Origin of the sequence: Pseudoxanthomonas sp. CF385 (assembly GCF_900104255.1) — a bacterium.
Classification (GTDB): Bacteria; Pseudomonadota; Gammaproteobacteria; order Xanthomonadales; family Xanthomonadaceae; genus Pseudoxanthomonas_A.
The window spans coordinates 124,133-144,835 of sequence record NZ_FNKZ01000003.1 but is presented as its reverse complement, the minus strand read 5'-3'; the positions used below and the strand labels follow the sequence as shown (position 1 = coordinate 144,835).

The 20,703-nt window shown below is 67.9% G+C and carries 22 protein-coding genes; 7 read left to right on the top strand and 15 right to left on the bottom strand.

What is annotated here, in order from left to right; translation table 11 throughout:
• Positions 1–243 precede the first annotated feature (243 nt).
• The 5 genes from BLT45_RS16080 to BLT45_RS16060 all read right to left on the bottom strand — a co-directional run bounded on the left by BLT45_RS16080 (position 244) and on the right by BLT45_RS16060 (position 5,858).
• The gene (locus tag BLT45_RS16080; protein ID WP_093302798.1) at positions 244–1,443 is read right to left on the bottom strand and encodes a flagellin; all 1,200 of its coding nucleotides are present in this window, start codon (positions 1,441–1,443) and stop codon (positions 244–246) included.
• A gap of 169 nt (positions 1,444–1,612) precedes the next feature.
• Complete coding sequence (locus BLT45_RS16075; protein WP_093302795.1) at positions 1,613–2,818, bottom strand: flagellin; 1,206 nt, start codon at positions 2,816–2,818, stop codon at positions 1,613–1,615.
• An 81-nt stretch (positions 2,819–2,899) separates the two neighbouring features.
• Positions 2,900–4,111 (bottom strand): flagellin, encoded by a 1,212-nt coding sequence (locus BLT45_RS16070; protein ID WP_093302791.1) that lies wholly within the window; start codon positions 4,109–4,111, stop codon positions 2,900–2,902.
• Positions 4,112–4,453: 342 nt separating this feature from the next.
• Positions 4,454–5,020, bottom strand: a complete 567-nt coding sequence (locus BLT45_RS16065) for a hypothetical protein (RefSeq protein ID WP_093302788.1) — start codon at positions 5,018–5,020, stop codon at positions 4,454–4,456.
• Positions 5,004–5,858 carry a tetratricopeptide repeat protein gene (locus BLT45_RS16060; protein ID WP_093302785.1) on the bottom strand — a complete coding sequence of 285 codons (855 nt, stop codon included), beginning with the start codon at positions 5,856–5,858 and terminating at the stop codon, positions 5,004–5,006. The genes BLT45_RS16065 and BLT45_RS16060 overlap by 17 nt, the downstream gene beginning before the upstream one ends.
• Before the next feature lie 165 nt (positions 5,859–6,023).
• On the opposite strand from BLT45_RS16060, the gene BLT45_RS16055 reads away from it, so the two are divergent.
• A complete protein-coding gene (locus BLT45_RS16055) occupies positions 6,024–6,425 on the top strand; it encodes a hypothetical protein (protein ID WP_139188040.1) in 402 nt (133 codons plus the stop codon).
• A 51-nt stretch (positions 6,426–6,476) separates the two neighbouring features.
• Here BLT45_RS16055 and BLT45_RS16050 read toward each other — a convergent pair whose 3' ends face one another.
• Entirely contained in the window at positions 6,477–6,884 is a 408-nt protein-coding gene (locus tag BLT45_RS16050; RefSeq protein ID WP_093302773.1) for a GFA family protein, read from the bottom strand.
• A gap of 83 nt (positions 6,885–6,967) precedes the next feature.
• On the opposite strand from BLT45_RS16050, the gene BLT45_RS16045 reads away from it, so the two are divergent.
• On the top strand, positions 6,968–7,921 hold the full coding sequence (locus BLT45_RS16045; protein WP_093302767.1) for a helix-turn-helix transcriptional regulator: 954 nt from the start codon (positions 6,968–6,970) through the stop codon (positions 7,919–7,921).
• 7 nt (positions 7,922–7,928) lie between these two features.
• Here the strand turns inward: BLT45_RS16045 and BLT45_RS16040 are convergent, their stop codons facing one another.
• The gene (locus BLT45_RS16040; protein WP_093302761.1) at positions 7,929–8,555 is read right to left on the bottom strand and encodes a TetR/AcrR family transcriptional regulator; all 627 of its coding nucleotides are present in this window, start codon (positions 8,553–8,555) and stop codon (positions 7,929–7,931) included.
• Positions 8,555–8,812, bottom strand: a complete 258-nt coding sequence (locus tag BLT45_RS16035; RefSeq protein ID WP_056879007.1) for an acyl-CoA-binding protein — start codon at positions 8,810–8,812, stop codon at positions 8,555–8,557. Before BLT45_RS16035 ends, BLT45_RS16040 begins: the two co-directional genes overlap by 1 nt.
• Positions 8,813–8,963: 151 nt before the next feature.
• Here BLT45_RS16035 and BLT45_RS16030 point away from each other — a divergent pair, with 151 nt between their 5' ends.
• Positions 8,964–10,952: an SDR family oxidoreductase gene (locus BLT45_RS16030; protein ID WP_093302756.1), complete on the top strand. Its 1,989-nt coding sequence runs from the start codon at positions 8,964–8,966 to the stop codon at positions 10,950–10,952.
• A 33-nt stretch (positions 10,953–10,985) separates the two neighbouring features.
• Here BLT45_RS16030 and BLT45_RS16025 read toward each other — a convergent pair whose 3' ends face one another.
• The 4 genes from BLT45_RS16025 to BLT45_RS16010 all read right to left on the bottom strand — a co-directional run bounded on the left by BLT45_RS16025 (position 10,986) and on the right by BLT45_RS16010 (position 14,593).
• The gene (locus BLT45_RS16025; RefSeq protein WP_093302751.1) at positions 10,986–11,414 is read right to left on the bottom strand and encodes a group II truncated hemoglobin; all 429 of its coding nucleotides are present in this window, start codon (positions 11,412–11,414) and stop codon (positions 10,986–10,988) included.
• An 82-nt stretch (positions 11,415–11,496) separates the two neighbouring features.
• Positions 11,497–12,441 carry a restriction endonuclease gene (locus BLT45_RS16020; protein WP_093302746.1) on the bottom strand — a complete coding sequence of 315 codons (945 nt, stop codon included), beginning with the start codon at positions 12,439–12,441 and terminating at the stop codon, positions 11,497–11,499.
• A 254-nt stretch (positions 12,442–12,695) separates the two neighbouring features.
• Complete coding sequence (locus tag BLT45_RS16015; protein WP_093302740.1) at positions 12,696–13,253, bottom strand: phasin family protein; 558 nt, start codon at positions 13,251–13,253, stop codon at positions 12,696–12,698.
• Positions 13,254–13,348: 95 nt separating this feature from the next.
• Positions 13,349–14,593 carry a patatin-like phospholipase family protein gene (locus BLT45_RS16010; RefSeq protein ID WP_093302733.1) on the bottom strand — a complete coding sequence of 415 codons (1,245 nt, stop codon included), beginning with the start codon at positions 14,591–14,593 and terminating at the stop codon, positions 13,349–13,351.
• Between the two features lie 87 nt (positions 14,594–14,680).
• Between BLT45_RS16010 and BLT45_RS16005 the strand changes: the two genes are divergently transcribed.
• Entirely contained in the window at positions 14,681–15,397 is a 717-nt protein-coding gene (locus BLT45_RS16005) for a DUF8198 family protein (protein WP_093302729.1), read from the top strand.
• Here the strand turns inward: BLT45_RS16005 and BLT45_RS16000 are convergent.
• Positions 15,394–15,669 (bottom strand): polyhydroxyalkanoic acid system family protein, encoded by a 276-nt coding sequence (locus BLT45_RS16000; RefSeq protein WP_093302725.1) that lies wholly within the window; start codon positions 15,667–15,669, stop codon positions 15,394–15,396. The genes BLT45_RS16005 and BLT45_RS16000 overlap by 4 nt on opposite strands.
• Positions 15,670–15,768: 99 nt before the next feature.
• On the opposite strand from BLT45_RS16000, the gene BLT45_RS15995 reads away from it, so the two are divergent.
• Positions 15,769–16,572 carry an FHA domain-containing protein gene (locus BLT45_RS15995; protein WP_093302720.1) on the top strand — a complete coding sequence of 268 codons (804 nt, stop codon included), beginning with the start codon at positions 15,769–15,771 and terminating at the stop codon, positions 16,570–16,572.
• Here the strand turns inward: BLT45_RS15995 and msrQ are convergent.
• Positions 16,541–17,170: a protein-methionine-sulfoxide reductase heme-binding subunit MsrQ gene (msrQ, locus tag BLT45_RS15990; RefSeq protein ID WP_093302715.1), complete on the bottom strand. Its 630-nt coding sequence runs from the start codon at positions 17,168–17,170 to the stop codon at positions 16,541–16,543. The two genes, BLT45_RS15995 and msrQ, sit on opposite strands and share 32 nt — an antisense overlap.
• A 9-nt stretch (positions 17,171–17,179) precedes the next feature.
• Positions 17,180–18,148 (bottom strand): protein-methionine-sulfoxide reductase catalytic subunit MsrP, encoded by a 969-nt coding sequence (gene msrP / locus BLT45_RS15985; RefSeq protein ID WP_093302709.1) that lies wholly within the window; start codon positions 18,146–18,148, stop codon positions 17,180–17,182.
• A gap of 171 nt (positions 18,149–18,319) precedes the next feature.
• Here msrP and serC point away from each other — a divergent pair, with 171 nt between their 5' ends.
• Positions 18,320–19,405, top strand: a complete 1,086-nt coding sequence (serC, locus tag BLT45_RS15980; protein ID WP_093302704.1) for a phosphoserine transaminase — start codon at positions 18,320–18,322, stop codon at positions 19,403–19,405.
• A 114-nt stretch (positions 19,406–19,519) separates the two neighbouring features.
• Complete coding sequence (pheA, locus tag BLT45_RS15975) at positions 19,520–20,671, top strand: prephenate dehydratase (protein ID WP_093302699.1); 1,152 nt, start codon at positions 19,520–19,522, stop codon at positions 20,669–20,671.
• Positions 20,672–20,703: the final 32 nt, after the last annotated feature.

Here is a 20,703-nt window from a genome sequence, read left to right as displayed (position 1 = left end):
CGGCCTGCGGGCGCCGTTCTTTAGCCCGCATTTCTCCGTCTCCCACCGCGGCCGTGGGTCCGGCCGCTGGTGAGAAATGCAGGCATGCGGGCTGATGCAGGGTTTGTGCCAGTCCGGCGGCTGCGGCGCATAAAAAAACCCCTCCGTTGCCGGAGGGGTTGGGGTACTGCCAAACGGAGGGAGACGAATCCGTCCGTGGACGACAGGGAACTAGGAGTGACTGCGGGCTTGCGGTGCCGCGCCTCAGCGCAGCAGGGACAACACGTTCTGCGGCACCTGGTTGGCCTGGGCCAGCATGGCCGTGCCGGCCTGCTGCAGGATCTGGGTGCGGGTCAGTTCGGCGGTTTCCTTGGCGAAATCCGTGTCGCGGATGCGGCTACGCGAAGCGGCCAGGTTTTCCGAGCTGGTCTGCAGGTTGCCGACCACCGAGGTGAAGCGGTTCTGGATCGCACCGAGGTCGGCCCGTGCGGAGTTTACCGCGGTCAGGGCCTTGTCGATGATGGTGACCGCGCGCGACGCGTTGAGGTATGTGGTGACGTCCAGATCGGACAGCCCCTTCACCTCGCCGGCGCCGGGCACGCCGCCGGTGACGCCGACGCCGGACGTGATGCCGGCGGCGCCGCTGGTGCCGTACACGACCGTGATGCCGGCCGCGGCGCCACTGTCGTTGAGCGCGGCGCCGACGGTGTAGTACGAACCGGTGGTGCCGGTGGACTCGGCATAGATCCCGTGCTCGCCGACCTTGGCGTTGATCGCGCCCATGATCTTGGCGGTGACCTGGGCGCCGGTGTCGCCCGTCTTCACGTCGACATCGTCGATGGCGACCGTCTTGCCGGCGGGATTGGTCACCGAAATGTTGGTGATCTTGCCATCGGCCGTGGCCGTGCCGGTCGCCACGCCCACGCCGCTGGTGGAACCGAACTGGACCTTGCCGAGCGCGGTGGACTTGGCGTCGACGGTCTTGTCGATGGCGATGGCCTGGCCGGCGTTGGCGCCGACCTGGAACAGCTGGCTGGAGAACGTGCCATCCAGCAGCTTGGTGCCGTTGAAGTCCGACTGCTTGGCCACGCGATCGATCTCGGCGGTCAGTTGCTTGACCTCGGCGTTCAGCGCGGCGCGGTCGGACGAGGAATTGGTGGCGTTGGCCGACTGTACGGCCAGTTCGCGGATGCGTTGCAGGTTGTTGCCGATCTCGGTCAGCGAACCTTCGGCGACCTGGGCCAGCGAGATGCCGTCGTTGGCGTTGCGCACGGCCACATCGAGGCCGCGTATCTGGGTGCTGAAGCGTTCGGAGATCGCCAGGCCGGCCGCATCGTCCTTCGCGCTGTTGATGCGCAGGCCGGACGAGAGCCGCTGGATGGTGGTGGCGAGCGAGGCGCCGCTGGTGCTCAGGTTGCGCTGGGCGTTCAGCGAGATCGTGTTGGTGTTGATGACCTGTGCCATGACGCCGACCTGGAGAGAGACGAGGGTAAGACGCAGAAGGAACGCCCGGCGCCCGCCACCAAAGCGGTGGAGGGCGGATGAATGGCGAGGCCATCCATCCCGGCGCCAATCGGAGGGAGACGAATCCGTCCGGGACGCCCGCGTCGGGCAACGATTCCTGTGAAGCGGTTTAGCGGAGCAGCGACAACACGTTCTGCGGCACCTGGTTGGCCTGGGCCAGCATGGCCGTACCGGCCTGCTGCAGGATCTGGGTGCGGGTCAGTTCCGCCGTTTCCTTGGCGAAGTCGGTGTCGCGGATGCGGCTGCGCGAGGCGGCCAGGTTTTCCGAGCTGGTCTGCAGGTTGGCGACCACCGAGGTGAAGCGGTTCTGCACCGCACCCAGGTCGGCGCGGGCCGAGTTGACCGAGGTCAGCGCCTTGTCGACGATTTCCAGCGCCTGCTGCGCGCCCTTGAACGTGGAGATGTCCAGGTTCGAGGCGTACTGCTTGGTCGTGGCGACGGTGCTGGCGGTGACGTCGGCCGGGGCGGTGCCGCCGGTCCAGGTGCCGGTCTCGATGGCGATGCCCTTGAACGCGCCGTTGGTGCCCACGCTGTCCTTGACCGAGGTCAGGCTGACCGCGCCGGCGGCGCCGAGTTCGGCGTACACGCCGCTCTCGCCGATCTTGGCGTTGATCGCCGTGACCAGCGCCTTGGCGGCGGCGTCGCGGGTGCCGGCGGCCGTGCCCTGCGCGGCGACATCGACGGTGTCGATGGTGACCGTGGCGCCGTCGGCGTTGGTCAGCTGCAGGCCGTCGATCTTCAGGGCGGTGACGCCGTCGGCCGGGGTGGCCGTGGTGAAGGTGGCGGTGGCGAACATCGCGCCGCCCAGCGAGCCGGCTTTCGCATCGACGACCTTGTCGATGGCGATCGCCTGACCGGCGTTGGCGCCGACCTGGAACAGCTGGCTGGTGAACGAGCCGTCGAGCAGCTTGGTGCCGTTGAAGTCGGCCTGCTTGGCGACGCGGTCGATTTCCGAGGTCAGCTGCTTGACTTCGGCGTTCAGCGCGGCGCGGTCGGACGAGGAGTTCGTCGCGTTGGCCGACTGCACCGACAGCTCACGGATGCGCTGCAGGTTGTTGCCGATCTCCGTCAGCGAACCTTCGGCGACCTGGGCCAGCGAGATGCCGTCGTTGGCGTTGCGGACGGCGACGTCGAGACCGCGGATCTGGGTGGAGAAGCGCTCGGAGATGGCCAGACCGGCGGCGTCGTCCTTGGCGCTGTTGATGCGCAGGCCCGACGACAGGCGCTGGATGGTGGTCGCCAGCGAGGCGCCGCTGGTGCTCAGATTGCGCTGGGCATTCAGCGAGATGGTGTTGGTGTTGATGACCTGTGCCATGAGTTCGACTCCTTAGGCGTTTTCTGCACGGGGGATGATGTTGTCCAACGATTCCCCGCCGTGCCGCCGGGGACGCTAGGTTCAGCCTTGCAACAAGCTCAGTACGTTCTGCGGCGCCTGGTTGGCCTGGGCCAGCATGGCCGTACCGGCCTGCTGCAGGATCTGGGTGCGGGTCAGTTCGGCGGTTTCCTTGGCGAAATCCGTGTCGCGGATGCGGCTACGCGAAGCGGCCAGGTTTTCCGAGCTGGTCTGCAGGTTGGCGACCACCGAGGTGAAGCGGTTCTGGATCGCGCCCAGGTCGGCGCGCGCGCCGTTGACCGAAGTCAGTGCCTTGTCGACCACTTCCAGGGCGCGCTGGGCGCCGGCGAAGGTGGTGATGTCCAGGCCCTGGACGAAGCTGTTCGTGGTGGCCAGGTCGCCGCCGTTGGTGCTGGTCTCGGTCAGGCCGAGGTTCGCGGCGGTGGCAACGGTGGCGCCGGTGACGGCCGGGCCGCCGAAGGCCAGGGCGAATTCCTGGCCGCCCTTGACCGAGGTCAGGTTGATGACGCCGGCCTTGACCTCGGCGTACACGCCGGTCTCGCCCAGCTTGTTGTTGATGGCGGCGGCCGCGGCCTGCGTGATCGACTGGCCGGCCTTCACGTCGAAGGCGCCGATGTTGATGGTGCTCGCGCTGCCGCCGGTCGGGGTGACCGAAACCTGCAGCTGGGAGAACGTCGTGTCGGCCGTGGCCGCGTCGGCGCCCAGCGCCGTACCGGCGTAGACGTTGGCGAAGGTCACGCCGCCCAGGGTCTGGGCGCGGGCATCGACGACCTTGTCGATGGCGATGGCCTGGCCGGCGTTGGCGCCGACCTGGAACAGCTGGCTGGTGAAGGTGCCGTCCAGCAGCTTGGTGCCGTTGAAGTCGGCCTGCTTGGCGACGCGGTCGATTTCCGAGGTCAGCTGCTTGACCTCGGCGTTCAGCGCCGCGCGGTCGGAAGCGGAGTTGCTGGCGTTGGAGGACTGCACCGCCAGTTCGCGGATGCGCTGCAGGTTGTTGCCGATCTCGGTCAGCGAACCTTCGGCGACCTGGGCCAGCGAGATGCCGTCGTTCGCATTGCGGACGGCGACGTCGAGGCCGCGGATCTGCGTGCTGAAGCGTTCGGAAATCGCCAGGCCGGCGGCGTCGTCCTTCGCGCTGTTGATGCGCAGGCCCGACGACAGGCGCTGGATGGTGGTGGCCAGAGAGGCGCCGCTGGTGCTCAGGTTGCGCTGAGCGTTGAGCGACATCGTATTCGTGTTGATTACCTGTGCCATGTTCGTCTCCTCTTATTTGGATTCACGGCGTTGAAGGGAAAAGACGCTGCCGGTTTGTTTTGTTGGGCTAGTCGTCTTCGTGTTGCGAAATGAATAACGGCGCTGCCAAAAAAACCTTTAGGGCCCGCGCGAAAAAATGTGTTAGAGGCCCGAAACCCCCGCAGGACCGAGGTTTCAGCGGCACCAGAAAAACGTGACGGCGGCCCTAAAGAAGGCGAGGGAGTGGCCGTTAAGGCCGCCCCGGCGGCACGGGGCGCCGGCATGCGGGTGCGCGAAAGGCATCGCGCAGTGCGCGGTTACGCGGTCATGAGGCGTGACGCGGAATCCGCGCGCGTTCGAACGCTACGGCGTGGGCGTGCGCCACGCGTCGTCGGGATTGGCGAGCAGCGACAGCCCGGGCATGCGGTACTCGCAGCCGATCAGCGTGCGCTCCTGCATGCCGGGGTGTTCGCCCGCATACACGACAAGTGCGTGCAGGTCGTCGAGCGCGCCCGACAGCGGCGTATCGCGGCTGTCCGTCAGCGATTGCTCCAGGCGCGCGCTGGCGGTGTCGATCGGCGCGTCGACCAGCAACAGCACGCGGTTGTCGGTGACGACGATGGCGTCGCCCTCGTTGCCCCAGGCGGGAACCGGCTCGTCGAGCCGGTAGAGATCCATGTTCGGTGCGGCGTACTGGCGCTCGGTCTGCACGAACTCGGCAGGACGCTCGCGTCGCAGCCGTGTCAGCAAGCCGGCGATGTCGCCGGCCGAGGTGCGGCAGGTCAGGGCGTCCACCAGCGTATCCGTCGCCTGCGCCGGCGAGGGCGAGGCAGGAGGTGCCGGTACGACGACCTGCGCCTGAAGCGTCGCGCTCGCGGCCAGCAGCGCCGATGCGAGCGCGCGGGTGGCGTTCCTATTCGATCTGCGCATTGGCGTGCGCCGCGTCCAACGCTTCCATCGCGTCGCGGGGCTTGAGCTTGCCGGCCTTCTCGAAGGCGGCGGCGGCGGCGTCTTCCTTCTTGTCCCCGTGCAGGAGCAGCAGCACGTTCGCGTACTCGACATGCGCGATCGGGGACTCCGGGGTCAGCTTCAGTGCGGTCTTGATATGGGATTCGGCCTCGCTGGCCTTGGCGCCGTAGGTCAGGCCGCCGATCATCGCGCCGATCTTGTCGATGATCTCCGCGTGGTACAGCGCCAGCGCGGTGTGCGCCTCGGCGTGCTTCGGTGACCGCTCGAGGGTGGCGTCCAGCGCCGCACGCACCTTGCCTGCGATGCCCTGCTTGAGCGCCTTGGCGATGCTGAGGCCCTGGCTGTAACGCCCGAGGGCGAAGGCGTGGCGGTAGTGGCTGTTGGCTTCGTCGGGCAGCGCCTTGATCGCGGCCTCGGCGAGCTTGGCGGCCTGCTCGAAGCGCTTGAGCTGTTCCGCTTCGTTTTCGACCAGATAAGTGGCGTGGATGCCGACGGCCTTCACCGCCACGGACGCACCCAGCGGGCCCAGCGCCTCGCCGGCCTCGTAGGCCGCCTGGAAGTCGCCACGGTGGAACGCGCGCCACGCCTCCTGCAGCTGTTGCGCGAGGTCGTCGGCGGCGATGCCCTTGGCCGCCTTGCCGGCGGCGGCGATCAGGGCCTTGGCGCGCTTCTCGTCGGGGTAGGGCTCCTGGTCGCCCGCATGCAGCGCAGGCCAGGCCTTCTTCAAGGCGTCGCCTGCGTAGGCGTAGGCCTTGGCGTCGTGCGGAAACGGGGCCCACTTCGAAGACTTCGCTGCCATCTGTCGTCCCTCCCAGGATGCCGCGAGCATGGCGGCGAACGCCGTCCTCAGGCAACCCCTACGCAATCCGCGCGCAGAGCGGCCAATAGTGTGATTGCTCGACGCCGCCGGGACAGCATCGCGTCATCGAAGCCGGCCACCGTGGCGCGGCACGTGGAACTGAACATGGCCACCAAGAAGAATGCCCGCAAACCCCTCGAGCCGAGCCTGCGCCACGTGTGGCTGGCCGGACTGGGCCTGATCGCCGTGAGCCGTCGCGAGGCCCTGACGGCGGTTGCCGAAGCGGGCCAGCGCTTCGATGCCGCCCGCCAGCAGGCCGTGACGTTCGCCAGCACCACCCAGCGCGACGTGCTGGGTCGCCTGGCCGATGCCCGTGAGCAGGGCGAAGCGCGGGTAGGCCAGTTCAGTGCCGAGGTGGAAGCGCGCCTCGAACCGGTGCTGGCGAAGCTGGGCCTGAAGAAGAAGCCCGCACGCAAGGCGTCGCGTACCCGCAAGGCGGCGCCGGCCAAGTCCGCTCGCAAGCCGGCCGCCCGCAAGCCGGTGGCGCGCCGCACCCGCCGCGCTTGACCCGTCGCGCCCGCACCGCTCCCTACGCCCCGGCTCGCCGGGGCGTTTCCGTTAAAGGTGCCGGGTGACCGCAGGCTCGGAGAACCAATCGTTGTCGCGTCCGTTGAAGTAGCGGATGGGCACTTCGGCCAGCGTCTCCGGGGCCACCTCGTCCAGGCACGCCAGATTCACCGAGACATACCGGCCACCCAGCACTTCCAGCTCGCCGCGGCCGAACGACCGGATGCCGCAGTGCCGGCAGAACAGATGCTCGACGGCATGGGTGCCGAACCGGTAGCTGCCCAGTTCGTCTTCGCCTTGCAAGAGGCGGAAGGCGTCCGGGCGGACCACGACGCCCCAGAACCGGGTCTTCGTGCAGAGGGAGCAGTTGCAGCGGCCGCTGCCTGCGGCCAGGTCGAGGTCCGCTTCGTAACGGACGGCGCCGCAATGGCAGCTTCCGCGGTAGGTCTGGATCGCCATGGACACGACTCCTTGTGGGTGAGGCGTCAGTCTGTGGCTTATCGAGGACAGAATCAGTCCTCAATAGGCGGCATACTGGACCCATGCTGAGCACATCGAACCGCCTGCTTCGCCTGTTGTCGCTGCTGCAGTCGCGCCGCCACTGGACGGGCGCGGAGCTGAGCCAGCGCCTGGAAATCGATCGCCGCACGCTGCGCCGCGACGTGGAGCGGCTGCGCGAGCTGGGCTATCCCATCGACGCCTCCCCGGGCCTCGGCGGCGGTTACCGGCTCGGGTCGGGCAGCGCCATGCCCCCCGTATTGCTGGAGGACGACGAGGCGGTCGCCGTGGCCGTCGCACTGCGGACCGCCGCCGCCAGCGTGGGACGGATGGAAGACACCTCCCTGCGCCTGCTGTCCAAGCTGGACCAATGGCTTCCCGCACGCCTGCGGAAGCGGGCCAGTGCGCTGTACTCGGTGACGCTGTCGCTGGCGGGCGGTGCGCCGACTTCAGACGTGGACGCCCTCCTGCGCATCGCGGGCGCCTGCCGGGACGGCTTCAGGCTGCGCATGCACTATCGCGACCGCAGCCAGAAAGCGAGCGAACGCCTGATCGAGCCGCTGCGGCTCGTGCACACCGGCAGCCGCTGGTACCTGGTGGCCTGGGATCTCCAGCGCGAAGACTGGCGGACCTTCCGGGTCGACCGTGTGCAGGCGCTGCACGATACCGGCACGCAGTTCCCGCCGCGCGCGTTTCCGGGCGACGTGGTCGACTACGTGGCCAAGTCGATCACCCAGCCGTTCACGCGCTTCCAGGTGCGGCTGCGCCTGCCGGGATCCATCGAGACGCAGGCCGCGCGCGTGCCGCCGTGGTGCGGCATCCTTGAGGCCGGCGATGCGCATCACTGCGTTCTGGAGCTGGGCGCGGAATCGGTGGAGGCGCTGCTCGCGCTGATGGCGCTGGTGGGTCCGGAGTTCGAAGTGCTCGACGATCGCGGCCTGCTGCCGCAACTGCGCGCGGCGTCGCTCCGGCTGGGCGAGACGCTCGCCGCCGCGTAACGGCGGATCAGGCGGTATACGCCTGGGTCAGCGTGTTCAGGTGCACGCGCTCGGCGTCGCGCAGGAACGGGGCCACCAGCATCATCACCTGCACGATGCCCTGGCGGATCGCGGCCTGTTCGTCCTTCTCGCCGCGCGCCGACGCGTAGTTCAGCCAGAACGTCGACACGACCAGCACGTTGGTGGCCGTAGCCGCCAGTTCCGTGGCCGAGGCACGCATCACGCCGGCATGGCCGAGTCCCCGCATCACGGCCAATGCGCTGTCGTCCGCGCGCTTGAGGATGCGCGCGAACCGCAGGCGCAGGCGACGGTTGCGGCTGAGGATCTCCACGAGGTCGCGGTACAGGAAGCGGTAGTCCCAGATGCATTCGAACACCAGGTGCAGTTGCAGCCAGATGTCTTCCAGCCCCGGCAGGCGATCGGTGGGCGGGGTCAGGGCGGCATCCATGCGCTCTTCGTAACGGGCGAAGAGCTGCTCGATGATGTCGTCCTTGTTGCGGAAGTGGTAGTACAGGTTGCCGGGGCTGATCTCCAGCTCGTCGGCGATGTGGTTCGTCGTGACGTGGGGCTCGCCCTGCGTATTGAACATCGCCAGGGCGGTTTCGAGGATGCGCTGGCGGGTATCGCGCGCCACTACGCGGTGAGTTTCTTCACCAGGTCCACGTACTTCTTCTGCGCGTCTTCGGGGGCGGTGCCCTTCAGCTTGGCCCAGGCCTCGTACTTGGCGGTGCCGACGAAGTCGAAGAAGCCCGGCTTGTCGCCCTTGACGTCGCCTTCGGAGCCCTGCTTGTACAGCCCGTAAAGCCGCAGCAGGGTGTCGTTGTCCGGGCGCTCGGACAGCGTCTGGATGTCCTTGGATGCCTGGTCGAACGCCGTCTTCAGATCTGCCATGGATGATCCCTCCCAGTGATCGCGGCCATCACACCACGGGTGGTGCAGGCGGTCAATCCGTGACGGGATTGTCGAACCGCAACGGCTCTGGCAAGTTAGGCCGCAGGGCGGTCGGAGGGGCCGGCCCACACACCTCGAGGGATGGGTCGTCATGAGCTATTTCGTCACGGGCGCCACGGGATTCATTGGCCGCTACCTGGTCGGCAACCTCCTGAAGCGCAGCGGGACGGTCTACGTGCTGGTCCGGAAGGACTCGCAGAAGAAGTTCGACGCCATCGCCAAGAAAGCCGGCTGGGACATGAAGCGGGTCACCGTGGTGCACGGCGACATGACCCAGCCCAAGTGCGGCGTCAGCGCCGCGCAGCTGCGCAACCTGGCCGGCAAGGTGAAGCATTTCTTCCATCTGGCGGCGGTCTACGATTTGACCGCCAGTCGCGAAGCGCAACAGGCGGCCAACATCGACGGTACCCAGCACGCGCTGGACCTCGCGGCAGCCTTGAAGGCCGGCTGCTTCCACCACACCAGTTCCATCGCGGCGGCAGGTCTGTACCCCGGCATCTTCCGCGAGGACATGTTCGAGGAGGCCGAGGGCCTCGACGACGCCTACCTGCGGACCAAGCACGACTCCGAGGGGCTGGTGCGCAAGGAGAAGCGCATCAAGTGGCGCATCTACCGCCCGGGCATGGTGGTCGGCCACTCCAAGACCGGCGAGATCGACAAGATCGATGGCCCGTACTACTTCTTCACCCTGATCAAGAAGCTGCGCGAACTGCTGCCACAGTGGGTGCCGGTGCTCGGCATCGAGGGCGGACGCATCAACATCGTGCCGGTGGACTTCGTCGCCGATGCGATGGACCACATCGCGCACAAGCCCAGGCTGGACGGGCATACCTTCCACCTGACCGATCCGGAACCGATGCGCGTCGGCGAGGTGCTCAATACCTTCTGCCGTGCCGGCCATGCGCCGGAAATGACCATGCGCATCGACGCGCGCATGTTCGCCTTCGTGCCCGGCAGCATCCGCATGGCCGTGGGGAACCTGCCGCCGGTGCGGCGCTTCATCGGCATGCTGCTGCGCGACTTCAAGATCCCGAAGGAAGTGCTGAAGTTCATCACCTATCCGACGCGCTTCGACAGCCGCGAGACCGAGCGGGCACTCAAGGGCAGCGGCATCGCGGTACCGCGCCTGGACGACTACGCATGGCGCCTGTGGGACTACTGGGAGCGCCACCTTGACCCGGACCTGTTCGTCGACCGCTCGCTGAAGGGCAAGGTCCGCAACAAGGTGGTGGTCATCACGGGCGGCTCCTCCGGCATCGGCCTGTCCACGGCGCAGCGTGTGGCCGAAGCCGGCGCGATCACGATCATCGTGGCGCGCGGTGAGGAAGAGCTGTTCAAGGCGCGCGACGACATGAAGAAGGCGGGCGGCAAGGTGTTCGCGTACATCGCGGACCTGGCCGACATGGCGGACTGCGACCGGCTGGTGAAGACCGTGCTGGACGAACACGGCCACGTCGACATCCTGATCAACAATGCGGGCCGCTCGATCCGCCGTTCCATCGAGGCGAGCTACGACCGCTTCCACGATTTCGAGCGCACGATGCAGCTGAACTACTTCGGCAGCATCCGCCTGATCATGGGCTTCCTGCCGAAGATGACCGAGCGCCGAAAGGGCCACATCATCAACATCAGCTCGATCGGCGTGCTGGCCAACTCGCCGCGCTTCTCGGCCTATGTGGCGTCGAAAGCAGCGTTGGATGCCTTCAGCCGCTGCGCGCAGGGCGAACTGTCGGGCAAGGGCATCAGCTTCACCACCATCAACATGCCGCTGGTGAAGACGCCGATGATCGCGCCGACCAAGATGTACGACAGCGTGCCGACCCTTTCGCCGGAAGAGGCCGCCGACCTGCTGGTCAAGGCGATCATCGAGAAGCCGAGCCGCATCGCCACCCGCCTGGGCATCTTCGCGGCACTGGTGAATGCGGTGGCGCCGAAGGCCTACGAAGTGGTGATGAACACCGCGTTCGAGCTGTTCCCGGATTCGGCCGCCGCCAAGGGCGACCGCAAGGCGCTCAAGGAAGCGGCGCCCAGCCAGGAGCAGATCGCGTTCGCCTCGCTGATGCGGGGCGTGCACTGGTAATGCGTCGTCGCGGCCGCGTGCCGCGACGGTGCATCACGCCTGCTGAGGATCCGCCCACCGCAACGGCAGGGCCTGCATGTTCCGCATATGCAGCGCCAGCGGTTCGATCCGCGACCAGAGGAACTCGCGCAGCTCGGCGTCCTCGACGGTATCCGTCATGGCGCCGTGGAAACACGCCAGCCAGCCGCTGGCTTCGGCCATGTCGATCTGGAAAGGCAGGTGCCGCGCGCGCAGCATCGGCGCGCCGTGCTTCTGGGTGAACAGCGGCGGACCGCCCAGCCAGCCGCTGAGGAATTCGAACAGCTTCTGCTCGCTGCCCTCGAGCGAGGCCGGATGCTGTGCACGCACTGCAGCCGCTTCCGGCAGCGTGTCCATCAGCGCGTACATCCGCTCGGTCATCCGGCGCAGGCCGGCTTCGCCGCCGATACGGTCGTAGGGAGTGGGGGCGGAAGCGTCGGTCATCGGGTCGGGACGTGGGGCCGGTACCGGATCATCGGCGCGATCCCCGGCGGCGCACAGCGACGGAGTGTCGCGGTGCGCTGGCTCACATGTTCTTGCACTGGCGCCAGCGCACGGGCTCGCTGCTGCCCGGCGGCGGGTTGAGCTGCACGCGGGTCGTGCGCAGGGCGGGGTAGCGCTCCAGTTCCAGGCAGATCCAGGGCCAGACTTCCTTCTCGCTGGCGATACGGTCCACGCTGAGCGTCAATTTGGTCTGCCACACCCCGCGCGTGATGCCCGGGGTCTTGGCCAGCGCCTTCAGCACCTCGCGCATCTGGGCTTCCAGCTCTTCCTCGGTGGGCTCCTTGAAGCCGGCCGCCGGCACGGGAGCGGCCGCCACGGGGGCGGTCGCCGCCGGGCGTGCGGCGGGTGCGGGGCGCTCGGCGGGAATGGAGGGACCCTGCTGACCGGACCAGCTCGCCATGCCGGCCGCACCGAGCGCGACGGCACCGAACCAAGCGATGCCGATGTGGCGCTTGGCGCGCGCGGCCGCATAGGCCATGACCTGCTCGCGCAGGCTGGGTTCGATCAGGTCGACCACCTCGGGCCACAGGCGGGGGCCGTCGAGGACTTCGATGTTGTTGCCTTGCGCGGCGTCGCGGCCTTCCTTCTCCACGTTGCCCTCGGTGGCGAGGATGCCGCCATGGGCGGTGCCCAGGCGGATGCTGGCGGCCAGCTCGAGCACCGGCGCGGCGGCGATCCGGTAGGCGGAGCCGTGCTTGCAGGACAGCAGCCAACGCTCGTCGCCGCGCGCCAGCAGGAAAGTGGACTGCGGCTCGCGGGATTCGTGGGGTTCGGGGCTGGCTTCGACCAGCCCGCGGCGCTCCATGGCGGCAAGCACCAGCTTGGAGAACTCACGCCAGCGCAGGCCCGACAGGGCGTGCAGGCCATAGGACATTTCATCGCGGGGACGGCGGACCAGCCAAAGGTAGGCGGTTGCCGCAATGCCGGTCACCAGGGTGACGGCCAGGCCAAGGAGCCAAATGGACATGCGTCGCGGGGGCGTTTTTGTTATTCGAGCCCGCGATTCTACCCGGCGCACCGGGGAGTGTCTGTCGCCGCGTCAGCGCGGATCGAGGAAGTCGTCGTCGACAGGCATGGAAAAGCCCGCCAGTCCGAAGCCGTAAGGGGAGGGGAGCAAACGAACTTCGATGGACTGGCGGGCTGGAATGATTGTTACGCCATTCAATGGTGCCGCGCAACAAAATTTTGTTCAGGAAAGCGCACGAAAAAGCATATGCAACCTTATGGTGCAGCCTTCCTGCGCGATGCACGCTTGGCGGGCGTTTTCTTCGCCGCCGGCGCCGACTTTTTGGCGGGCGTCTTGCGGGCCCGTGCCGGCTTCGCCACCGGAGCGCCACCCAGCTTGCGCAGTTCGGCGTTCAGCGCGTCCACACGATCGATCAACGCCGAGAGATCTTCGCGGCTCGGCACTTCGAGACGGCGCAGCGCGCGATGCACGCGCTCCTCGAATACCTTCTCCAGACGATCCCACGTGTCCGACGCGCGTTCCCGGGCCTGGCCCACGGTGGTCTCGACGGCGTCCCGCATCGCCTGCGCCTTGCCGCCGGCGGTCTTGCGCGTGATCTGCTCCAGCGAAAGGCCTTCCTTCACCAGGGTCTCGAACAGCTTGGTGCCCTCGGCCTGCGCGCGTCCGAACGCGCCCACTCCCGCGAGCCAGACCTGCTGCGCGGATTCGCCCAGGCGCTTGGAGAGCTGCTCGGCCTGGGCCTGCAGGTGTTCGTTGCTGGAAGTGGAAGCGGAAGCGGTCTTCTTGCGTGCGGATTTCTTCAGCGTGGCCATGGCGTTCCGTCGGCGGTGTGGTGATGGGATTGCGCGCCAGAATCGGAGCGCTGTCTAGAGTTTTCACACCAGCCGGTGACGCCCCCGTGACCGGATCAGGGGCGCCGGGCGGCCCGGCGGCTGGAAACGAGCTGGTCCACGTCGTCCAGGGCACGGCGCAGGCGGGCGGTGGTTTCCGTCATGCGTGGCGTCACGTCGAGGCCGTCGAGGATCGAGCGGTGGCGGTCGTTGACGATGTCGTCGTTGTAGCGGATGCCGTGCGCGGCCAGCATCGGCTTGAGCGCAGGCGCGCGCTTGCGCAGGTCGGCCAGCGTGTTGCGGTAGGCCAGCTGGCAGACGCGATGGCGCGAGGAGAAACTGAAGAGATTGGTGAAGAAAAGCTCGCTGTCGTCGGCGTTCGGTTCGAACACCAACTGGTCGATGTCGGGGTAACGATGCGGATACTTCTCCATGCCGATCTGCATGCGCGATTGCAGCAGCGTGCGCAGGGTCTGCGACAGCACCGCGGGCAACCCTCCGCTGGCCAGCCCCACCTGCTCGGCGTCGCCCGCCTGGGTCACGGCCTGATTGGCGTCGAACGGCACCAGCGGATTGATGCCGATCATCAGGTCGATGCCGCGGTCCAGCACGGTGCTCGCGTGCATCGTCCGGCGCAGCGCGCCGTCGAGGAAGTGGCGACCGCCGATTTCCACCGGGGGGTACAGGCCGGGCAGGGCGGAGCTGGCCTGCACGGCGCGCGAGATCGGGATGTCGTCCCAGCCTTCTTCGCCGAAACGCACCGCCTCGCCGCTGTCCAGGTCGACGGCCACCACGAACAGGTCCGCCTCCAGCGTACGGAAGTCGTTGCTGCGGCCACGACGGCTGAAGATGTCGCGCAGGAAGCGCTCGACTTCCTCGTTGTCGAAGATGCCGGTGGGCACCAGGCCGCCGAAACGCAGGAACAGGTCCGACCAGCGCGTGGCCCGGCGCGGGTTGCGGACCAGGCGCGAGAGCCAGTCGGCATACAGCCCAGGCAGGCTCGCCGCGCGCCGCAGGTACTCGCTGACATTCGGACGGAGGAACGTCTCCGGACGGAATTCGGCGTCGTCGCTGGTGCCGGTGATGAAGATGCGGCACATCTCGGCCGTCCCCATCCGGTTGGCCAGGCCGGCCGCGAGGAATGCGCCGGAACTGACGCCCACGTAGCAGTCCATGCGGGTCAGGTCGAGGCCGTCGAGGGCTTCGTCCAGGGCGCGCAGCGCGCCCAGTTCGTACATGCCGCCGATGGGGCCGCCGCCGGCGATGGCCAGCCCGATCTTGCCGTTGTGGCCCCGTTGCCGCGCGCTGTGGATCGAAAGCATGTACTACCCGTGATGACCTTGCCGGCCGAGTGTAGCCGACCGGCTTGCGGGTTGCGGGGCGCCCGGCCGGCCCGGATCATGTCACCCATGGCCCGAGCAAATCCGTTGATCGAACGCGTGGGCAGGCGGCTGGCCTGGCACCAGGCGCTGCATGATCCGGACATCGAACCCCGGAACCGCCTGCGCTGGCTGCCCGAACTGCGTCGCTGGCAGGCCGCGCGGCTGGAGACCAGTTTCACCCACTTCCTGAACGACCCCAAGCGCCGGGCCGCGGCGATGTTCTTCCTGACCGACGTCTACGGCGACCACGATTTCAGCCGGCGTGACGCCAACGTGGCCAAGGTCATGCCGATGATGCAGCGGCTGCTGCCGGCCGCCGTGCTGGAAACGGTGGCCCACGGCATCGAGCTCGGCGCGCTGACCCACGCCCTGGACATGCGGATGGCCGAGGCCCTGCACCGGCTGGCACCGCAGCGCCGCAAGCTGGACGCCGAACTCTACGGTCGCGCCTATCGCGAGGTCGGGCTTCCGCGCCTGCGCTCGCACCAGATCGACCTGATCGCCGAAGTCGGGGTGGGCCTGGCGCAGGCCGTGAAGACCCCCGGCGTGGCGACACTGCTCAAGCTCTCGCGCGGCCCCGCACGGGCGACCGGCCTGGGCGAGCTGCAAGGGTTTCTGGAGCGCGGGTTCGCGGCCTTCGCCGCGCTGGGCGACGGCAAGGCCTTCGTGCGCGACATCGAAAAGGCGGAGCGCACCATCTCGCGCCGCCTGTTCGAGGCCGACGCGGATCCGTTCCGCGATTAGTCGAACTTCTCGCTCAGCACGCGCCGGATCTCGGCTTCGATCGGTCCTTTCATCGCCGACAGCAGGAAGCCGAGGTTCGCGGTGACGCGAAGCTTGTCGGCCAGCAGCGCGATCTTGCCTTCCACGCCGGAGCGGCTGAAGTTCAACGTGTCGCCGTCCCAGCCGTATGCCATGTCGAAGCGCTCGGCCAGTTTCTTCGCGACATCCTCCACGGCCTTGCGGGCCTGCTTCGGCGACTTGGAATGCGCGTGCTGGATGTCGATGCTGGCCATGCGTGTGCTCCTTCGGTTCCCCGGTATTGTGCGCAGCCGCGCCGCGCGATGCCAAGCCGGGGCTGCCGTGCGCACGCCAACCTGATAGGCTCCCACCGCGTGCAGAACCTCCGACTTCACTTCACCAACCGCCCTTCGCCGGACCGGCCGCTGACCACGGGCGTGCACCGCATCGTGCGCGAAGCCGCCGGTACGATCGGGGTCGGCGACGCCTTGCAGGGCGCCTTGCTCGCGCAGATCTGCGTCGATCGGCGCGGCCTGTGGCTGCAGGTGGCCAACGGCATGCGCGGTGTCCACGTTAACGGGCGCCCGGTGAAGAGGATGGCGGTGCTGCGACCCGGCGACGCGGTCTATGTGGAAGGCGTGGAGCTGCTGCTGCAGTCGGGATTCCAGTCGGCGGCCGACGTGCGGGACGCCGATGCCGGCCAGGGCGACGCGCGCGTGGTCCTGCGGGGCCTGGGCGGCAAGTACCACGGGCGCAGCGTGTCGCTCGAGCATCCCTGCGTGGTGGGTCGCGCGCGCGACGCGCAGATCCGTGTGGACGACCCCACCTTCGCCGAGCGGCACGCGCGCCTTGAGCTGCGCGGCGACCGCGTCCTGCTGCGCGACCTGGGGTCGGCCGACGGCAGCCGCGTCAATGGCGTGGCGGTGCGGGATGCGCTGCTGATCGCGGGCGACCAGGTGGTATTCGATGCCCAGCACCGTTTCGTGCTCGAGGTGCCGTGGGCGCCCAGCGCACAGATGGCGGACGCTTTGCCGGTGGACGAGGACCGGAATGCGCAGGACGTCGATGCGGCGCCGCGCGCGGCCACGCGTGCGGTCGGCCGCTGGCCGTGGCTGCTGCTCGCCGCCTTGCTGATGGCGGCGGCGCTCAGCGCGTTGCTGCTGTTCGGCGCCGGCTGAGCGATTTCCAGAGGCGCCAGCCCAGCAGTAACGCCAGGATGCCGGCATAGAGCAGCGGCTCGCGGATGTCGGACTTCACCAGCCACCAGAAGTGCAGCACGGCGAGCACGCCGATCGCGTAGACCAGCTTGTGCAGCTGGCCCCAGCGCCGACCGAGGCGCCGCATCCAGCCCTGGGTCGAGGTGATCGCCAGCGGCACCAGCAGCAGCCAGGCGGTGAACCCGACGGTGATGTAGGGACGCTTGACGATTTCCTCGAAGATCTGCGTCCAGTAGCCGCGCAGGTCCAGCGCCAGATAGGCGGTCAGGTGCACGCTGGCATAGAAGAAGGCGTACAGCCCGAGCATCCTGCGGAAGCGCAGCAGCACCGGCTGTCCGGTCAGCTGGCGCAGCGGCGTGATCGCCAGCGCCACCATCAGCAGGCGCAGCGCCCACAGGCCCGTGCGGTGTTCGATCTCGGCCACCGGGTCCGCGCCGAGCGCATCGCTGCCGGTCCGCCAGACATCGATGAACTGCCAGGCGAGGATCGCCAGCGGCACCAGCGCGAGCGCATGGACCGCGGTCTTGGCGGCGATGAGGCCGCGCGAGGCCTTACGCATCGGCGCGGCTCAGTACCATTTCTTCAGGTCCAGGCCGGCGTACATCGAGGCGACCTGATCGGCGTAGCCGTTGAAGAGGCGGGTGGGGATGCGCTCGGCGAAGAGCTTGCTCTGCGTCCCGGCGATGCGCCGCTCGGTCTTCTGGCTCCAGCGCGGATGGTCGACGCCCGGATTGACGTTGGAGAAGAAGCCGTACTCGGACGGCTGCAGATCGTGCCAGGCGGTTTTCGGGATCTTCTCGACGAACTTGATTTCGACGATCGACTTGATGCTCTTGAAGCCGTACTTCCACGGCACGACCAGCCGCAGCGGGGCGCCGTTCTGTTGCGGGAGCGGCTTGCCATACAGGCCGGTCGCCAGCAGGGTGAGCGGGTGCATCGCTTCATCGATGCGCAGGCCCTCGCGATACGGCCAGTTGATCGAGCGATAGCGCACGCCGGGCATCTGCACCGGATCGGCCAGGGTGGTGAAGGCGACGTACTTGGCCTTGGCGGTGGGCTCGAACTTCTTCAGCACCTCGCCCAGCGGTACGCCCAGCCACGGGATGACCATCGACCAGCCTTCCACGCAGCGCAGCCGGTAGATGCGCTCCTCGGGCGTCGGCCCCTTCAGCAGGTCTTCGAGCGCGATCCGTCCCGGCCGGGCGCACTCGCCGCCCACCACCACCGACCAGGGCGATGTCTTCAGCGTCTTGCGTGCGGTCGACGGGTCGGCCTTGCCGGTGCCGAACTCGTAGAAGTTGTTGTAGCTGGCCACGTCCTCGTAGCGGGTCAGGGTTTCCGCGGTGCGGAAACCCGACCGCGCCTGCTCCGGCGTCACCGCAAGCCGGGGCGCCGGCGGGGGCTCGGCCTCGGCGCAGCCCGACAGGGCGAGGGCCGGGACGGCGGCCAGCGTCTGCAGCAGGCGCCGGCGTTCGAGGTAGACGGATTCGTCCGTGATCTGCGAGGCAGGGATCCGCAAGGCATCGCGCAACGACATGGGGGTTCCTCCTGGGGTCCACGTTCGACCGGTGAACCGGGGAATGGTTCACGGGCGGGGCAGTTCCAAAGGGTAGTACGCAGGGCGTGAGGAAAGAGATGCGGCGCTTGCTGGTTGCCCCTGCAACTGATGCGCTGCGGCATACTAGGGGTTCATTCCCCCAGGTGCCCCATGACGCGCGCGTTCAACTTCAGTGCCGGCCCCGCCACCCTGCCTGAATCGGTGTTGCGGCAAGCCCAGGCCGAGATGCTCGACTGGAATGGCATCGGCGCGTCCATCGTGGAAATCAGCCACCGCAGCCAGGACTTCATCGCGGTGGCGGCCGAGGCCGAGGCCGACCTGCGCCGGCTGGTCGGCATCCCGGACGATTATGCGGTGCTGTTCCTGTCCGGCGGCGCGACCACGCACCAGGCGCTGCTGGCGCTGAATTTCGCCGGTCCCGGCCAGGTCGTCGACTACGTGGTCACCGGCCATTGGGGCAAGACCGCGATCAAGCAGGCCAAGCCGTACTGCACGGTCAACATCGCCGCCGATGGCGAAGCCGGCGGCTTCCACGACATCCCGTCGCGCGACAGCTGGACGCTCACGCCCGGCGCCGCCTACGTGCACATCACCGCCAACGAGACCATCCACGGCGTGGAGTTCCGCGACACGCCCGACGTGGGCGCGGTGCCGCTGTTCGCCGACTTCAGTTCGTCGATCGCCTCCGAGCCGCTGGACGTATCGAAGTACGGCGTGATCTATGCCGGCGCGCAGAAGAACCTGGGCCCGGTGGGCGTGGCCGTGGTGATCATCCGCAAGGACCTGTTCGAGCGCAGCGGCCAGCCGCGCGCCGACATCTTCGATTACCGCTCGCATGCCGCGCGCGACTCCATGCTCAACACGCCGCCGACCTGGAACTGGTATCTGGCCGGCCTGGTGTTCAAGTGGATGCTCGCCGAGGGCGGTGTGGCCGAATTCGCACGCCGCAACGCGGTGAAGTCGTCGCTCGTCTACGACGCCATCGATGCTTCGGGTGGCTTTTACCGCAACGAGGTGGCGCCTGCGGCGCGGTCGCGGATGAACATTCCTTTCTTCCTGCCCGATGACACCCTCAACGCGCGCTTCGTGGCCGAATCCAAGGCCGCCGGACTGCTGGCGCTGAAGGGCCACAAGGCGGTGGGCGGCATCCGCGCGTCGCTCTACAACGCGTTGCCGGTGGAAGGCGCGCAGGCGCTGGTCGATTTCATGCGCGATTTCCAGCAACGCAACGGATGACTCACCTGCATCGACCCGGTGTGGGAGCGACGTAAGTCGCGATGACACGTGACCGCTAAACCTTCGCGACTTACGTCGCTCCCGCAGGGAGGCGACGGGACTACGGAAAACCCCATGGCATCCAAACCCAGCAAACCGAAAAAGACCGCCAAGCCCGCCGCGGGCAAGAAGATCGAGGCGACACCCGCACCGGTGCTGTCCGACGTGCGCGCCAAGATCGACGGCATCGACCGCCAGATCCAATCGCTGATCGCCGAACGCGCCGTCTTCGCCCACCAGGTCGGCAAGGCCAAGGGCAAGCTGGCGGCGGCCGTGGACTATTACCGTCCCGAGCGCGAGGCTCAGGTGCTGCGCATGGTGGTGGACCGCAACGAGGGCCCGCTCAGCGACGAGGTGCTGGTGCATGTCTTCCGCGAAATCATGTCCGCGTGCCTGGCGCAGCAGGAGCCGCTGAAGATCGGTTACCTCGGGCCGGAAGGCACCTTCAGCCAGCAGGCGGTCCTCAAGCATTTCGGCCGGTCCGCGCACGGCCTGCCGCTGGCGAGCATCGAAGAGGTCTTCCAGGAAGTGGCCAGCGGCAACGCCGATTTCGGCGTGGTGCCGGTGGAGAACTCGGGGCAGGGCACGATCCAGATCACCCTGGACATGTTCCTGACCTCCGACCTGAAGATCTGCGGCGAAGTCGAGCTGCGCGTGCACCAGTTCCTGATGTCGCGCACCGGCCGCATCGACGACATCGAGCGCATCTACGCGCATCCGCAATCGTTCGCGCAGACCGCCGGCTGGCTGCGCGCGAACCTGCCGAAGGTGGAGAAGGTGCCGGTGTCGAGCAATGCCGAGGGCGCGCGCCGCGCACGCGGCAACGACGACGCCGCGGCCATCGGCGGCGAGAGCGCCGCCCACGTGTACGGCCTGAAGAAGGTCGTCATGAGCCCGATCCAGGACGACAAGGACAACACCACGCGCTTCCTGGTGATCGGCCGCAGCATCTTCCCGCCGTCGGGCCACGACCGTACTTCGGTGCTGGTCTTCATCCACGACAAGCCCGGTGCGTTGTTCGACGTGCTCAGCCCGTTCGCGCGCCACGGCATCAGCATGAACCGCATCGAGTCGCGGCCCTCGCACCACGCGAAATGGGAGTACGGCTTCTTCATCGACCTGGCCGGCCACATCGACGACGAGGCGATGAAGCAGGCGCTGGCCGACCTGAAACAGCATTCGGCGCAGATCAAGGTGCTGGGGTCGTATCCGGTCGCCGTGCCCTGATCCGTTGCCCGGGCCCACCCATGGGCCGATGA

Excerpts from the sequence above, each read along its gene's own strand:
- BLT45_RS16080 (WP_093302798.1), bottom strand. The coding sequence starts at position 1,443 with ATGGCACAGGTCATCAACACCAACACGATCTCGCTGAACGCCCAGCGC.
- BLT45_RS16075 (WP_093302795.1), bottom strand. The coding sequence starts at position 2,818 with ATGGCACAGGTCATCAACACCAACACCATCTCGCTGAATGCCCAGCGC.
- BLT45_RS16070 (WP_093302791.1), bottom strand. The coding sequence starts at position 4,111 with ATGGCACAGGTAATCAACACGAATACGATGTCGCTCAACGCTCAGCGC.
- BLT45_RS16065 (WP_093302788.1), bottom strand. The coding sequence starts at position 5,020 with ATGCGCAGATCGAATAGGAACGCCACCCGCGCGCTCGCATCGGCGCTG.
- BLT45_RS16060 (WP_093302785.1), bottom strand. The coding sequence starts at position 5,858 with ATGGCAGCGAAGTCTTCGAAGTGGGCCCCGTTTCCGCACGACGCCAAG.
- BLT45_RS16055 (WP_139188040.1), top strand. The coding sequence starts at position 6,024 with ATGGCCACCAAGAAGAATGCCCGCAAACCCCTCGAGCCGAGCCTGCGC.
- BLT45_RS16050 (WP_093302773.1), bottom strand. The coding sequence starts at position 6,884 with ATGGCGATCCAGACCTACCGCGGAAGCTGCCATTGCGGCGCCGTCCGT.
- BLT45_RS16045 (WP_093302767.1), top strand. The coding sequence starts at position 6,968 with ATGCTGAGCACATCGAACCGCCTGCTTCGCCTGTTGTCGCTGCTGCAG.
- BLT45_RS16035 (WP_056879007.1), bottom strand. The coding sequence starts at position 8,812 with ATGGCAGATCTGAAGACGGCGTTCGACCAGGCATCCAAGGACATCCAG.
- BLT45_RS16030 (WP_093302756.1), top strand. The coding sequence starts at position 8,964 with ATGAGCTATTTCGTCACGGGCGCCACGGGATTCATTGGCCGCTACCTG.
- BLT45_RS16025 (WP_093302751.1), bottom strand. The coding sequence starts at position 11,414 with ATGACCGACGCTTCCGCCCCCACTCCCTACGACCGTATCGGCGGCGAA.
- BLT45_RS16020 (WP_093302746.1), bottom strand. The coding sequence starts at position 12,441 with ATGTCCATTTGGCTCCTTGGCCTGGCCGTCACCCTGGTGACCGGCATT.
- BLT45_RS16015 (WP_093302740.1), bottom strand. The coding sequence starts at position 13,253 with ATGGCCACGCTGAAGAAATCCGCACGCAAGAAGACCGCTTCCGCTTCC.
- BLT45_RS16010 (WP_093302733.1), bottom strand. The coding sequence starts at position 14,593 with ATGCTTTCGATCCACAGCGCGCGGCAACGGGGCCACAACGGCAAGATC.
- BLT45_RS16005 (WP_093302729.1), top strand. The coding sequence starts at position 14,681 with ATGGCCCGAGCAAATCCGTTGATCGAACGCGTGGGCAGGCGGCTGGCC.
- BLT45_RS16000 (WP_093302725.1), bottom strand. The coding sequence starts at position 15,669 with ATGGCCAGCATCGACATCCAGCACGCGCATTCCAAGTCGCCGAAGCAG.
- msrQ (WP_093302715.1), bottom strand. The coding sequence starts at position 17,170 with ATGCGTAAGGCCTCGCGCGGCCTCATCGCCGCCAAGACCGCGGTCCAT.
- msrP (WP_093302709.1), bottom strand. The coding sequence starts at position 18,148 with ATGTCGTTGCGCGATGCCTTGCGGATCCCTGCCTCGCAGATCACGGAC.
- serC (WP_093302704.1), top strand. The coding sequence starts at position 18,320 with ATGACGCGCGCGTTCAACTTCAGTGCCGGCCCCGCCACCCTGCCTGAA.
- pheA (WP_093302699.1), top strand. The coding sequence starts at position 19,520 with ATGGCATCCAAACCCAGCAAACCGAAAAAGACCGCCAAGCCCGCCGCG.